The sequence below is a fragment of the Pseudomonas sp. DCB_BI genome, assembly GCF_026240995.1.
Classification (GTDB): domain Bacteria; phylum Pseudomonadota; class Gammaproteobacteria; order Pseudomonadales; family Pseudomonadaceae; genus Aquipseudomonas.
Genome location: NZ_JAPFCG010000023.1, coordinates 21778 through 35928 on the forward strand (window position 1 = coordinate 21778; position 14151 = coordinate 35928).

Genomic DNA, 14151 nt, shown 5'->3' on the forward strand with positions numbered 1-14151 from the left:
GAGGCCAGTCAAGCCGTTACAAAACTCAGCGGTAGGTCGGGAGGGCAAAGCGCTGCTGGCTTTGCAGCATGTTGATCACGGGCAGTTCACTGGCCTCCTCGGCCAGGTCGCGGCGGATTGCACTGATCGCCCACGACAGCTGCTCGGCACTGTGCAGTTGGCCATAGGTCAGCACCCGGCGGGTAACCTTGCCATCAGCAGCGCGCAGGGTCAGCAGCACGCCGCCATCGGGGCGGGCTTGGGTATTTACCTGGTAGGCCGAAAATACCGAGACGAACTTTTGCTGAATGAGGTCCATATCAACTCCTGGCTGTAATGTGGCAGACGTGAGTTGAATGTTGCAGCGACCGTGCCAGAACCTTACGGTCTTAAAATTCCAGCAAAAACAGGGGTTTAAGTGTTTTTTTCAGAAGCGGCATCGTGCAGGCTGCATGGTCGTGCATTTTGCACAGTGCATTTTGCATGGTGGGGGCTTTACCTATCGATGCAATAGAATCTGAACCTTTGACCGCATCGGCGTGCCTGACAAACACTTGGGCAATCATTTCTGCCAGGAGGTTCCCGATGTCCAGCCAAACCGCGCCCGCCACCATGACCAATGACGAGACCGCCGCCTTTGCCGAGCAAGTGTTCGAACGTGCCCGCCAGGGCGATGCCGAAATGCTCGGGCGCCTGCTTGCCAGCGGCCTGCCAGCCAATTTGCGTAACCACAAGGGCGACACCCTGCTGATGTTGGCCAGCTACCACGGCCACCATGAAGCGGTCAGGGTACTGCTGGCGCAAGGCGCCGACCCACTGATTGCCAATGACAACGGCCAACTACCGATTGCTGGTGCGGCGTTCAAGGGTGACCTGGCGATGATCCGCCTGCTGCTGGAGCACGGCGTGCCGGTGGACGCTGCCGCACAGGACGGGCGAACTGCGCTGATGCTGGCGGCCATGTTCAACCGCTGCGAAATCCTCGACTACCTGGTGGACCAGGGGGCCGACCCGGCGCGCCAGGATGCCCGCGGCGCCACTGCGCTGATGGCGGCGCAGACCATGGGTGCAGTGGATGCTGCCGCGCGGCTGCAAGTGCTGGCCGGCTAACCGCCAGGGGGCATTTGCGGCTATCCTTGGCGACTTTTCACCCGTCGCAGGCCCCCTTCATGAAAACTCAGTTGCTCGAATTCATCAGCCTTATTGGCGCTGGCTGCATGCGCGAGGCCGACATCGAGCGCATCGCCGACGAGGCTGCCCAGGCCTACGCCGACCCGGCCGCCTTCCTGGCCGCCAACCCCGATATCAACTACGACGACAGCTTCCCTATCCCGCTGGGCGAGTGGGTGGTGCTGGGCAGCCTGCCGGACACCGTGGTGTTCCAGGCCGACAGCTACCAGGACCTGTTCCAGCAAATCAGCGAGTCGTTCGACAACAGCGTGCCGTTTACCCTCAAGCCCAAGCAACTTGCCCGCACCGAGCCGCTGACTGCGCTGAACCGCATCCAGGTACAGATGGGCGCGCTGAACAAAGAGGCCGGGGGGTATGTGCTGCTGAATTTCAGCCAGTTGCTGGATGACGAACTGCAGATGGTGATGGTGGGGCAGCATGACCTGGCGCGGGTGCTGGAGTTGGGCGCAGAGGTGGGCATCAAGGTGGAGCCGGCCCTGGAAGCCCTGAAAGTCGCTGTACACATCTAACGCCTGTCAGGGCCCTTGTGGCAGGGGCCGGTGTTCAGCCTCAGCCCAGTGCGGTGTCGAGGAACATCATCACCGCAAACCCGCCCATCAAGCCCAGTGTCGCCGCTGTCTGGTGGCCGTTGCGGTGGGTTTCGGGGATTACCTCGTGGCTCACCACAAAGATCATCGCCCCCGCCGCCAGGCCCATGCTGATCGGGTAGGCGAGGGCGAAGCCGGTGGAGATCCCCAGCCCGATCACCGCCCCCAGCGGTTCCATCAGCCCGGAGCCGATCGCCACCAGCGCCGCCTTCAGGTTCGACAGCCCGGTAGCGCGCAGGGCCAGCGCCACGGCCAGCCCTTCGGGGATGTCCTGGATGGCAATGGCACTGGTCAACGGCAGGCCGATGTTCATGTCGCCATTGGCGAAGCTCACGCCAATGGCCATGCCTTCAGGCAAGTTGTGCAGGGTAATCGCCAGAACGAACAGCCACACCCGGCTGATGCGCTCGGCCTCGGGCCCGCATGGGCCGGTACTTTCGTGCTCGTGCGGGGTGAAGCGGTCGAGGCCGAGCATCAGCAGCACGCCCAGGCCCATGCCCAGTACCACGGTAAACGCCGCGGCCGGGCCGTTGCCGGTGATTTCGCGGGCGGCGTCCAGGCCAGGCAGAATCAGCGAAAACGAACTGGCCGCCAGCATCATCCCAGCGGCAAAACCGAGCATCACGTCCTGGGTGCGTGCGCTGACATCGCGCAGCACCACCGCCAGGACTGCGCCCAGGGCGGTAGCGCCAAAGCCGGACAAGCCGCCCAGCACGGCCAGGTGCAGGTTGTCGGCATGGTCGCCGTTCACAGCGTTCCAGAAGCTGGCCGCCAGCAGCACGATCACTGCCAACAGGCTCAGCCCCAGGCCCGCGCTGAGCCAGGGGGTGTTCACGACCTGCTGGCGCCAGGCGTTCAGCAGTGAGGGGGTGTGGGCGCTTTGGGTGTGGGCCGGGGGCATGCGAACCTCGAATCAATGTATGCAGGCAGTCTACTCAGGGACCTGCACCAACCGCCAAGGATTCCCTTCTATTGCCGCGATAGCTGACTATGCTGTGCAGCAAAGCCTCTGGACAGGAGTTTAGGCATGGGGTCGACATTCAACAGCCTGGTCGGGCTGATCATTCTGGCGCTGGATATCTGGGCCATCCTCAATGTGATCAAAAGCAGCAGCGAGGTGGGCATCAAAGTGTTGTGGATATTGCTGATCGCACTGCTACCGGTGGTGGGGCTGGTGATCTGGGCGATCGCCGGGCCGCGGGGCAATGTGCGGATCTGAGCCCGGTGCAGTGCTTTCGGGAGCGACTGGCTTGCTCAATTTCCAGAATCTGGCGCAATCCCTGTGGGCTTGATGCTGGTGCGGTACCTGGGGAAACAACTGGTTTGCTCAGTTTCTAGAATCTAGTGCAATCCCTGTGGCTTGAGGCTGATGCAGTACCTGGGGAAACAACTGGTTTGCTCAGTTTCTAGAATCTGGCGCAATCCCTGTGGGCTTGAGGCTGATGCAGTACCTGGGGGAAACAACTGGCTTGCTCAATTTCCAGAATCTAGCGCAATCCCTGTGGGAGCGGGCTTGTCCCGCGAACACGGGCGAAGCCCGTGCCATCCTCCACGGCGTCAGTTTCGGGGGCAAGCCCGCTTCCACGAACCGCTGTCACAGACATAAGCAGTAATGGGGCCGTGACAAAATTTTCACATTGGTTTAAACAGAATCCGCACCCGCACAATGCTGCGTTGGTCTAGCACCACCGCCATCTCCGCAAACCGCAATCCTAGGACCTTCCCATTCATGGCTAACACGGACGCCCTGAAGCAACGGGGCGCGCGAGCATCGTTCTCGCCGACCCTGAAATCCCACCTGGCCTACACGCTGCTAAGCGCCCTTGTGATCATGCTGATGCTCAGCCTCGTGCGCCTGGCACTGCTGGTCTACAACAGCGACATGATCGGCGATACGCCCTATTCGACCGTCGCCGAGGGCTTCCTCAACGGCTTGCGATTCGACCTGCGGGTAGTGGTGTACCTCAGCATTCCGCTGCTGCTGGCCATCCTCAGCCCCTGGGCCATGGCCCGGCGTGGTGTGTTCCGTTTCTGGCTGACCCTCGCTTCGAGCGTGGTGATGTTCCTCGGCTTGATGGAGATGGACTTCTACCGCGAGTTCCACCAGCGCCTCAACGGCCTGGTGTTCCAGTACATCAAGGAAGACCCGAAAACCGTCATGAGCATGCTCTGGTACGGCTTCCCGGTGGTGCGCTATCTGCTGGCCTGGGCCTTCGGCACCTGGCTGTTGAGCCTGCTGTTCAAAGGCATCGACCGCATCACCCGGGGCCAGGGCGAACAGCGCGTTGCGCCGTGGTACAACCGCCTGGCGGTGTTCATGGTGATCCTGCTGGTGGCCGTGGTTGCCGCCCGTGGCACCCTGCGCCAAGGCCCGCCGATGCGCTGGGGTGACGCCTTTACCACCGACTCCAACTTCGTCAACCAGCTGGGCCTGAACGGCACCCTGACCCTGATCGACGCTGCCAAGAGCCGCTTCGGCGAGGACCGCGCCAACATCTGGAAGCCGGTCCTGGAGCAGGGCGTGGCGACCGAAACCGTACGCAAGCAGTTGCTCACCCCGAATGACACCCTGGTCGACGCCGACGAGGCTGCCATCCGCCGCGACTTCCTGCCGCCGGCCGAGCGGACCCTGCCGATCAAGAACGTGGTGGTGATCCTGATGGAAAGCTTCGCTGGCCACTCGGTCGGTGCACTGGGCAGCCCGAACAACATCACCCCGTACTTCGACAAGCTGGCCAAGGAAGGCCTGCTGTTCGACCGCTTCTTCTCCAATGGCACCCATACCCACCAAGGCATGTTCGCCACCATGGCCTGCTTCCCCAACCTGCCAGGTTTCGAATACCTGATGCAGACCCCGGAAGGTGGCCACAAGCTGTCGGGCCTGCCGGCGCTGCTCAGCGCCCGTGATTACGATGATGTGTACGTCTACAACGGCGACTTTGCCTGGGACAACCAGTCCGGGTTCTTCGGCAACCAGGGCATGACCACCTTCATCGGCCGTAACGACTTCGTCAACCCGGTGTTCTCCGACCCGACGTGGGGCGTGTCCGACCAGGACATGTTCGACCGCGGCAACGAGGAGTTGGCCAAGCACGACGGCAAGAAGCCGATCTACGCGCTGCTGCAGACCCTGTCCAACCACACTCCGTATGCGCTGCCGAAAGACCTGCCGGTCGAGAAGGTTACCGGCCAGGGCCGCCTGGATGAGCACCTGACCGCCATGCGTTACTCGGACTGGGCGCTGGGCCAGTTCTTCGAGAAGGCACGTAAAGAGCCGTACTTCAAGGACACCCTGTTCGTCATCGTGGGCGACCATGGCTTCGGCAACCACCAGCAGGTCACCGAGCTGGACCTGGGCCGCTTCAACGTACCGCTGCTGCTGATTGCCCCGGGCATCCAGGAGAAGTTCGGTGCGGTAAACCACACCGTGGGCACCCAGGTCGACATCGTGCCGACCATCATGGGCCGCCTGGGTGGCCAGGCGCGTCACCAGTGCTGGGGCCGCGACCTGCTCAACCTGCCTGAGGGCGACCAGGGCGTGGGCATGATCAAGCCGTCTGGCAGCGAGCAGATCGTCGGCCTGGTGCAGGGTGACCGCATCCTGATCGAGTCCAAGGACATGACCCCTCGCATGTACCGCTACCAGCTGGGCAGCGAATTCAAGGCCGAGCTGATCGAAAGCCCGGACCAGCCGGAAATGCTCAAGAAGCTCGAAGCGTATATCCAGACGGCGACCAAGAGCCTGCTGGACAACACGGCTGGGGTGGTGCACGGCACGCCGAAGTAAGGCTGCAAAAGGGCCGCTTGGCGGCCCATTCCTCGGGGCAAGCCCGGCTCCCACAGGGTTATCATCGCAGTCCGGCCGGTGATATCGCTGTGGGAGCGGGCTTGCCCCGCGAGAGGCCCTCACAGACTGAACATTCTCCCTGCCCCAAGGTCAGTTAATCAGGCATCACACCTTGGTGTCCCTGGATTGGGAGGACTTGTTCAATGAAAGAGTGGGAAGTCACCTTTGCCGATCAAAAAGGCGAACCGTCCACCATGATGCTGCGGGCTGAGCACCGCCCCAGCGAAGAGGAAGCCGCGCGGGCCATCCGTTCGCAACTGTTCCCGGTAATGGACGAGCTGGACCTCAACGACTTCCAGGACCGCACCATTTCCCCGACCGCCCGCTGGCTCAAGGAGCATAGCGGGGTGACCATCACCCGCATTGACGAAGCGCCCTGACCCACACGTTTGCGTGGCGTCTGTTCAGGCGCTAGGATGAGGGAAGGTGCCTGCCTATTCTGCGGGTTGGCACCGCTTCAATTCGCGTCTTGCATCAGCTCGAACTGCCCGGCAAATGCCGGCAGGTGCGTAGTGCACGGAAAGTCTATCCATAGCATTATTCAGGAGGACGTTTCATGAGCAGCCAGAACGACGACATCAGCAGTAACGTCCTGCGCCAGATGAAAGCAGGCGGTTTCGACTTCACCCAGATCCACCCCATCGAGTTCTATGCCATTTTCCCCGACGAAGCAGGGGCGCGCCGCGCGGCCGGTCAGTTTCGCGGGGAATCGTTGAATGCCCAGGTCAAGGAGCTGGGCGATGGCGCCTGGCACCTGGAGTTGAGCAAAGTCATGTACGCCACCCATGGCGGGATTGGCGATTTTGAAGAGACCTTCGAGCAGTTGGTGACACCTTATGGGGGGGAGGTGGAAGGATGGGGGGTCAAGCACGAGCGACCCATAGCCTGACCGTTACACCCTGCTTTCTTCGCGGGCTCGCCCGCGAAGAAACGCACATTTCTTCAGGGCCTGCGCCCAGCCATATGGCTTAGATAGGCCAATAAACTGTCCAGCTCCTGCTCGCTCAACACGCGCTCGTCAAATCCCGGCATCTTTGCCTGCGGCCACTGCCGCAAGCTTTGCGGGTTTCGTATCAATTTGCGCAGGTAAGCCGGCTGAAAGTACTCGGTCGGGTTATGTGGCAGATTCAAATCCGGCCCCACCTGCGCGTCCCCGGCCCCATTCAGCCGGTGGCAGGCCAGGCAGTTCTGCTGGAACAGCGCAAAACCCTGGTGCACCGGGCTGCTGGCCGTCAACTTCGGGTCCGGCAGTAGCGCTGGAAAACGCTGTGCTACGGGCGTGAGTTTGCGAATCGTCGAAATCTGAAACGGCCACTGCTCGGGGCGAATGCCGCTGGCCTGGGGGGCTGTCCACACCAGGTAGAATGGCCCGGCCCCTGGTTTGCCAGGGCCCAGTGGTGGCCACGGTTTGCCCGGGTCTTCCACGGCCAGCCACGCACGTGCCGGCCCTTGCTGCAGCAGCGGCGCAGCCGGCATCTCTGCCGCAAAGCCATCCAGCGCCACGGCCTGCAGGTGGTCGCTGGCACTTACGCCGGGTAACAGCGCAGCCAACGGCACGGCGCGGTAATGCATGGGCCGTTTGTAGGAAACATCCTGTTCAATGCTGATTACCCGAGCCTGCGGGTGGCTGAGCAGTTCGGCGCTGCTCCATTGGCGCGCCTGGGCACCAAGCTCAAGCTGCAGTTGCGCCGCCGACAGCGGCAGGCTCAAAAGCAATGCAAACAGGGTAAGGCAGCGGCGCATAGGCGTTCTCCGACCATCAAGGCCAGCAGGTTACCTGTGCGCTACCCCCGGCGCCACCGCCGCCTCAGCCGAACAAACGGGTCAGGTTCGGCAGTATCAGCAGTAATGTGGTGGCGAATAAAATGAGCCCAGCTTGGCGAATTTTCGATTGTCTGAACATGGCGGACCGCCTTCTTGTTGTTATTCCTGAATACCCGTTGGCTTCCTTGTCGCGCTTCGGGTCGATCGCAGCGGCGTTGCATCACGCCAGAACTGCATGCCTCTAGTAATTCGATATACAACCAACAGTAGGGTGTGCGGGATCCATATTTGAGAACCCTTTGTTCTATTTGCATGATCTCTTGATTCATTATAGTTATGAGGCCATGTGCCAGCCCGCTGGCAGGCTCTCGTTAGACACTGGCAGTGCTGCTAGCGGGTCGCCGACGAAATGTGACCGTTCGTCAGTGCAGCCTACTTGCTTGTACGTGCCTTTCGCGTCAGTCTCTACAGCAGATTCCCACCCATGTCGTTCAGGACTATTCCTATGTCGTTACGCATCTGCATCCTTGAGACCGATGTCCTGCGTCCGGAGTTGACGGCGCAATACCAGGGCTACGGCAGGATGTTCGAGCAGCTGTTCTCGCGTCAGCCGATCGCCGCCGAATTTTGTGTGTACAACGTGATGAACGGCGACTACCCCGCCGAGCATGAAGTGTTCGACGCCTATCTGGTCACCGGCAGCAAGGCCGATTCGTTTGGCACCGATGCGTGGATCCAGACGCTCAAGGCCTACCTGCTGAAGTTGTACGAGCGTGGCGAGAAGTTGCTGGGCGTGTGTTTCGGCCACCAGTTGCTGGCATTGACCCTGGGTGGCAAGGCCGAGCGCGCCGAAAAGGGCTGGGGCGTGGGCATTCATCGCTATTCGCTGGCGGCGCATGCGCCGTGGATGGACCCGGAAGTGTCGGAGCTGACCTTGCTGATCAGCCATCAGGACCAGGTGACCGAATTGCCGGAAGGTGCCACTGTGATTGCCTCGAGCGATTTCTGCCCGAACGCGGCGTACCATATTCGCGACCAGGTGCTGTGCTTCCAGGGCCACCCGGAGTTCGTCCACGACTATTCCAGGGCTCTGCTCGATGCCCGTCAGGAACACCTGGGCAACGAGGTGTACCACAAGGCCGTGGCCAGCCTGGCCACCGAGCACCAGGGCGATCTGGTAGGGGAGTGGATGTTGCGGTTTATCCAGCAGCCTGTGAACAAGCACGACGCGGCATAATGGCTAGGGGGCCGCAAGGCGGCCCCAAAAGTCTTACAACCAACCCGATTTCTTGAAGCTGGCATACAGCCCCGTACATCCCGCCGCAATCACCCCCAGCACTGCAAAATATCCGTAATGCCAGCTCAGCTCCGGCATGTTCTGGAAGTTCATCCCGTACACCCCGGCAATCGCCGTAGGGAACGCCAGAATCGCCGCCCATGCCGCAAACTTGCGCTGCACGATGCTCTGCCGTGACGACTCCAGCAACATGCCGATTTCGATGGTCTGGCTGGCGATGTCGCGGATGCCCGCCAGGTCTTCCATCTGCCGGGTCACGTGAATCTGCACATCACGAAAATACGGGCGCATGTTCTTGTCGATGAACGGGAAACTCAGGCGCTGCAGTTCCTCGCTGATCTCCACCATTGGTGCCACGTAGCGGCGCAGGCGCAGGATGTCGCGGCGCAGGCTGTGCAGGCGGCGGATGTCGTCCTCTTGCAGTGAACCACCCAGCACGCTCTGCTCCAGCGCCTCGATCTCGCCATGAATGGCTTCGCTGACCGGCTGGTAGTTCTCGGTAACGAAGTCGAGCAAGGCGTACAGCACGAAGTCTTCGCCGTGCTCCAGCAGCAAAGGCCGCGCCTCGCAGCGCTGGCGCACCATGGCGTAGGATTTGGAGTGGCCGTTGCGGCAGGTGATGATGTAGCCGTTGCCAGCGAAGATGTGGGTTTCGATGAACTCCAGCTTGCCTTCGTGGCGTACCGGTGAGTAAGTGACGATGAACAGCGCATCGCCGAAGGTTTCCAGCTTCGGCCGGCTGTGTTTTTCCAGCGCGTCTTCGATGGCCAGCTCGTGCAGGTTGAACTGGCACTGCAGGTTAGCCAGTTCCTCGGCGTTGGGCTCTTCAAGGCCGATCCACACGAAATGCCCCGGCTTGCGCGCCCACTCGCTGCCTTCGTCGATGCTGATGTTGGTGACTTTCCTGCCGGCGCTGTACACCGCTGACGCCACGACTCGACCCATGGTTGCCCGCTTATTCCGGTTGAACACGGTGTACAGCTTGGGCTGTACCCGGCTCAAGAGCAACCCGGATCAGGCCAGCTCGGTTTCCATCCGGTCAATGCACTGCTGCATCTGCCCCCGGCACTGCTCGATCAGCGCCGGCAGGTCCTGCTGGGTCAGGCCGGCCGTGGCTATCGGCGGCAGCGAGCGCACGATGACCGTGCGCTGACGCCAGCTGTTCAGGCGCATGCGCCCGGCATAGCGGCTGACGCACACAGGCACGATCGGTACACCGGCCTCGATGGCCATGTGGAACGCGCCTTTCTTGAATGCCAACAGATGCTCGCCGGGGTTGCGCGTGCCCTCGGGGAAAATCCAGATCGACGTATCGTCCTGCAGCACCCGGGTGGTTTTCTGCAGGGCCTTGCGCGCCTGGTAGGCATTCTTGCGGTCGATCAGCACGTTGCCACCCAGCCAGAACAGTTGGCCGAACAGCGGGATCCAGCCCAGGCTTTTCTTGCCGATGGCCACCGTGCGTTGTGGCACGACCTGGCCCAGCACGAAGAGGTCAAAGTTGGATTGGTGGTTGGCGACGATCACGCAGCCTGGCGGCTGGTCCCACAGCGGGCCGACTTCGGCCTTGACCCTGATGCGCATCAGCCAGGTGGCCGGGCGGCTATAGAGGCGGGCGAATACGCGGCTGTTGTCGGGGTTGAAGGGCCGGCACAGGCCAATGAGCAGGCCGATGGCGCCGACGGCCAGAAAATGCAGCGCCAGCAGAAACATGCGCAACGAATAAAGCATGGTACGACTCACACCAGACAGTCGCCAGGCAGTGTACGGGTGTGCACTGGTTGGGGCAAACCTGTGTGTGAGACTGTTCGCGCCCTTTCGCGAGCTTGCCCGCGAAAGGGCTCGAGCGGTCAACCCATGTGGTGCTGGTCGAGTTCGATCGCCTTGTCCAGCGCTTCGAGCAACCCCTTGCGTACTTTCAGCTTGGTGTTCTTGTGCGCCAGCATGTTCAGCTTCTTCAATTCCCGCGCCACGGTCAGCGCCGCTTCCTGCAACCGCTCGGCCGGCACCACCTTGTCAAGGAAGCCGGCATCCACCGCTGCTTGCGGGTCGAACACCTCGGCATTGATCACCGAACGATGGAAGGCCGAGCGGCGCAGGCGGTCGCGGGCCAGTTCGATGCCTGCGTGGTGCATGGTCATGCCGATCTGCACTTCGTTCAGGCACACCTTGTACGGCCCTTCGACACCAATGCGATAGTCGGCCGACAGCAGCAGGAAGGCACCCTTGGCCACGGCATTGCCCGGGCAGGCGACCACGACCGGGAACGGATGCGACAGCAGGCGGCGCGCGAGGGTGGAGCCAGCGGTGACCAGGCTGATGGCTTCTTTGGGCCCGCTGGTCATCACCTTCAGGTCGTAACCACCCGAGAGGATGCCCGGCTGCCCCGTGATGATCACCACCGCCCGTTCTTCGGCGGCGCGGTCCAGCGCGGCATTGAAGGCCGTGATGACGTCCGGCGAGATGGCGTTGACCTTGCCGTTGTTCAGGGTCAGGGTGGCGATGCCGTCTTCGGCGTGGTAGGTAATCAGCTCGCTCATGGCAGAGTCCTTTTGTTGGCGTGGCGAAGACGTTACCCAGCGCAATGGGCGAGGTAAAGCAGCAAGGCTGACTGGTCGGTCAGCGTCCAGTCGGGTCCAGGTGCAAATACATGAAAAATTTGAAAAAAATGCTTGCCAAAGGAAAGCTCTTTCACTAAATTAGCGCACCTCGACAGGCTGCAAGGCTTGAAGAGAAACGGTGAAGTGTCCGAGTGGTCGAAGGAGCACGCCTGGAAAGTGTGTATACGAGAAATCGTATCAAGGGTTCAAATCCCTTCTTCACCGCCACATTCTACGAAAAGCCCCCGCGCTGAAAAGCTCGGGGGCTTTTTGTTTTCAAGTGCCATTGGGGGCTGCTGTGCAGCCTATCGCGCCAGTTTTGAGGTATTGAGCAAGCCAGTTGTTTCCCAGGTACTGCATCAGCCTCAAGCCTGCGGGGTACCTGTGGGAGCGGGCTTGCCCCGCGAAGCATCCAACACGGTGCATGGCACGGGCTTCGCCCGTGTTCGCGGGACAAGCCCGCTCCCACAGTCCAATTGCGCTAGATTCTAGAAATTGAGCAGGCCAGTTGTTTCCCCAGGTACTGCATCAGCCTCAAGCCTGCGGGGTTGGACCTGTGGGAGCGGGCTTGCCCCGCGAAGCATCCAACACGGTGGATGGCACCGGCTGCGCCGGTGTTCGCGGCTAAAGCCGCTCCCACAGGGATTGCGCTAGATTCTAGAAATTGAGTAAGACAGGTGCCCCACAGGATGGTCGATTTCCTGTGGGGGCGGCCCCGGCGATCTAGAAGCTGACCGAAGCCGAAAGCCGAGCGGTACGCGGTGCAACCTGGAACAGGTAGTTATCCCCCAGGTAATCCCCTACATCGCGCCAGTAACGCTTGTCGAACACGTTATCCACCGTCAGCCGCAGCACCGTGTCATAACCACCGACCCGCGTGCGGTAGCGGCTACCCAGATCGAACACGGTATACCCGCCAACCTCCACATTACCCGCTTGGCTCGCATACTTGCTGGCGCTGTACCGCACTCCGCCCAGCAGCGCCAGGCCCGTTACTGGCAAGCTGTATTCGGCGTGCAACGCCGCGCGGAACCGGGGCACATTGATTGCCTGGTGGCCTTCATAGTCATCGGTACCGCTGTTCTGCACCCGCGCCCGAATGGCTGCCGCACTGGCCTGTACCTGCAGCTTCGGGGTCACCCAGCCGCTGGCGCCCAGTTCCAGCCCGGTGTTCTTTTGCTGGCCTTGCTGCACGTAGGTGAAGGTGCCGGCACCCTCTGGCCGCGCGTACTGGTAAGCCTGGCGAATCTGAAACAACGCGGCGCTCAGGGTCAGGCCCTGCCAGTCGTGCTTGATGCCCAGTTCCAGCTGGTGTGAAGTGGTAGGCGCGAGGATCTGCGCAGCATTGCTGGCGAACCAGGGCGCAGTGCCGCCAGCCGACAGCCCTTTGGAGTAGCTGGCATACACGGTGGTATCCGCCTGCGGCTTGTAGATGAGCGCAGCATTGGGCAGCAATTCGTACTGACGGGTATGGCGGCCAGCAACACCGTTCTCGTCCCAGGTCTTTTCGTCCAGGCGCACTTCACGGGCGCCCAGCACGGTCTGCCAGTGCTCGTTGAGGCTGATGCGATCACTGACGAACAGGCCATACTGCCGGCTGTCCAGGCGTCGCTCGCTGGCGCCGACCGGCTTGTCAGACGGGGCGAGGGGCGGGGCCCCGGTGTAGATGTTGCCGGTGCCTAGCCATTCGTTGTAGTACGGGCGCTGGTCCAGCGTGCGGCGCTGCGCACTGCTGCCCACGGTCAGTTCATGGCCCACCCCCAGCGCATCGAAGCGCCCGTTGAGCATGGCCTGTGCCTCGTCGGTGCGGCGGGTGTCGTCAGGGCTGCGGAAATCGTAGATGTCGTAGTCGCCATTGCTGCCGAAGAACGCGCCTTCGCTCGAACCCCAGGCGAACGAACTGTAGTCATCGATCACCACCTTGCTGCGCGACGCGCTCAGGGTGCCGGTCCAGGCCTCGTTGAAGCGGTACTCGAAGCGCCCCCCCAGGTTCAGCGAGTCGTTCTGCACCGGCTTGGCCCAATGCTGATAGGCCAGACGGTCACTGGGGTCGATGCCATGGGGCAGTTCGGCGCCGCCAAGCAGTTGGTAACCTGGCACCGAGCGTTGTTCGCGGTGCTGGTATTCGGCGTCCAGTTGCAAGGTAGCATCCGCACTGATCTGCCAGTCGAAGGCCAGCGAGGCGAAGTCGCGCTTGCCGTCTGCATGGTCTACATAAGAGCGGATGTCCTCATGGGCCAGGTTGGCGCGCAGGCCAAACTGCCTTTCGCTACCGAACCAGCCACCCAGGTCGGTGGCCAGGTAGCGTTCGCCCTGTTCGTTGGTCGATAGGGTGATGCTGCGCACGTCTTCGGCGCGCTTGGTCACGTAGTTGATCAGGCCGCCCGGCTCTGACACACCGCTCTGCAGCCCGGACAGGCCCTTGAGCAGTTCCACCTGCTGCTTGTTTTCCAGGGCAACATTCTGCTCGCCGGCGATAGTCTGGCCGTTGATGCGGTAGCTGCTGGCAGCGTTCAGCTCGAAACCGCGCACGTTGAAGTTTTCGTAGTAGCCGATGGGTGCATAGCTTTCGCCGACCGAGGCGTCGCTTTGCAGCACTTCGCTGAGCTTGCGTACCTGGCGGTCTTCCAGCAGTTGCTGGCCGAACACGCTGACCGAGGCCGGGGTGTCGAGCAGCGGCGCGGGCTGGAAACCGGCCACTGTGGCCTGGCGCGCCTGGTAACCGTCGTTGGCGTAGGTGTCGGAAACCTGCACCGGGTCAAGGAGCACGCTGTCTTCGGCAAGCACATGGGGGCAATGCAGGGCCAGGCCCAGGCTGAGCAGGCTCAGGGGCAGGCGGGGGTGAACCGGGGGCATGCGGTGGGGCTCCTGGAGGCGCGGCACAGGCCA

Annotated in this window: 14 protein-coding genes and 1 tRNA gene; 8 read left to right on the plus strand and 7 right to left on the minus strand. The window is 61.9% G+C overall.

What is annotated here, in order from left to right; translation table 11 throughout:
- Positions 1–25: 25 nt before the first annotated feature.
- Positions 26–298: a DUF3509 domain-containing protein gene (locus OO258_RS22355; protein ID WP_110747893.1), complete on the minus strand. Its 273-nt coding sequence runs from the start codon at positions 296–298 to the stop codon at positions 26–28.
- Between the two features lie 266 nt (positions 299–564).
- Between OO258_RS22355 and OO258_RS22360 the strand changes: the two genes are divergently transcribed.
- Both OO258_RS22360 and OO258_RS22365 read left to right on the plus strand, forming a co-directional pair.
- Entirely contained in the window at positions 565–1089 is a 525-nt protein-coding gene (locus OO258_RS22360) for an ankyrin repeat domain-containing protein (protein WP_266032723.1), read from the plus strand.
- A 59-nt stretch (positions 1090–1148) separates the two neighbouring features.
- Positions 1149–1679, plus strand: a complete 531-nt coding sequence (locus OO258_RS22365; RefSeq protein WP_266032726.1) for a hypothetical protein — start codon at positions 1149–1151, stop codon at positions 1677–1679.
- Between the two features lie 40 nt (positions 1680–1719).
- Here the strand turns inward: OO258_RS22365 and OO258_RS22370 are convergent, their stop codons facing one another.
- On the minus strand, positions 1720–2658 hold the full coding sequence (locus OO258_RS22370; protein ID WP_110747882.1) for a ZIP family metal transporter: 939 nt from the start codon (positions 2656–2658) through the stop codon (positions 1720–1722).
- A 126-nt stretch (positions 2659–2784) separates the two neighbouring features.
- On the opposite strand from OO258_RS22370, the gene OO258_RS22375 reads away from it, so the two are divergent.
- The 4 genes from OO258_RS22375 to OO258_RS22390 all read left to right on the plus strand — a co-directional run bounded on the left by OO258_RS22375 (position 2785) and on the right by OO258_RS22390 (position 6493).
- Positions 2785–2976 (plus strand): PLDc N-terminal domain-containing protein, encoded by a 192-nt coding sequence (locus OO258_RS22375; protein ID WP_110747879.1) that lies wholly within the window; start codon positions 2785–2787, stop codon positions 2974–2976.
- A gap of 510 nt (positions 2977–3486) precedes the next feature.
- On the plus strand, positions 3487–5544 hold the full coding sequence (locus OO258_RS22380; RefSeq protein ID WP_266032731.1) for an LTA synthase family protein: 2058 nt from the start codon (positions 3487–3489) through the stop codon (positions 5542–5544).
- 203 nt (positions 5545–5747) lie between these two features.
- Positions 5748–5984 (plus strand): hypothetical protein, encoded by a 237-nt coding sequence (locus tag OO258_RS22385; protein WP_266032734.1) that lies wholly within the window; start codon positions 5748–5750, stop codon positions 5982–5984.
- Positions 5985–6160: 176 nt separating this feature from the next.
- Positions 6161–6493, plus strand: a complete 333-nt coding sequence (locus tag OO258_RS22390; RefSeq protein WP_110747870.1) for a ribonuclease E inhibitor RraB — start codon at positions 6161–6163, stop codon at positions 6491–6493.
- Between the two features lie 53 nt (positions 6494–6546).
- Here the strand turns inward: OO258_RS22390 and OO258_RS22395 are convergent, their stop codons facing one another.
- Positions 6547–7347, minus strand: coding sequence for a cytochrome c (locus OO258_RS22395; RefSeq protein ID WP_266032739.1), 801 nt, complete (start codon positions 7345–7347; stop codon positions 6547–6549).
- A gap of 526 nt (positions 7348–7873) precedes the next feature.
- Here OO258_RS22395 and OO258_RS22400 point away from each other — a divergent pair.
- A complete protein-coding gene (locus OO258_RS22400; protein ID WP_110747864.1) occupies positions 7874–8605 on the plus strand; it encodes an amidotransferase in 732 nt (243 codons plus the stop codon).
- Positions 8606–8638: 33 nt separating this feature from the next.
- On the opposite strand, the gene OO258_RS22405 is transcribed toward OO258_RS22400, so the two are convergent.
- The 3 genes from OO258_RS22405 to OO258_RS22415 form a co-directional block, all read right to left on the minus strand.
- Positions 8639–9610 carry a magnesium and cobalt transport protein CorA gene (locus OO258_RS22405; protein ID WP_110747948.1) on the minus strand — a complete coding sequence of 324 codons (972 nt, stop codon included), beginning with the start codon at positions 9608–9610 and terminating at the stop codon, positions 8639–8641.
- A gap of 69 nt (positions 9611–9679) precedes the next feature.
- Positions 9680–10393, minus strand: coding sequence for a lysophospholipid acyltransferase family protein (locus OO258_RS22410; protein WP_110747861.1), 714 nt, complete (start codon positions 10391–10393; stop codon positions 9680–9682).
- Between the two features lie 119 nt (positions 10394–10512).
- Complete coding sequence (locus tag OO258_RS22415; protein WP_266032744.1) at positions 10513–11202, minus strand: crotonase/enoyl-CoA hydratase family protein; 690 nt, start codon at positions 11200–11202, stop codon at positions 10513–10515.
- A gap of 198 nt (positions 11203–11400) precedes the next feature.
- Here OO258_RS22415 and OO258_RS22420 point away from each other — a divergent pair.
- Positions 11401–11490 (plus strand) — tRNA-Ser (locus OO258_RS22420).
- Between the two features lie 495 nt (positions 11491–11985).
- On the opposite strand, the gene OO258_RS22425 is transcribed toward OO258_RS22420, so the two are convergent.
- Positions 11986–14118 carry a TonB-dependent siderophore receptor gene (locus tag OO258_RS22425; RefSeq protein ID WP_266032747.1) on the minus strand — a complete coding sequence of 711 codons (2133 nt, stop codon included), beginning with the start codon at positions 14116–14118 and terminating at the stop codon, positions 11986–11988.
- Positions 14119–14151: the final 33 nt, after the last annotated feature.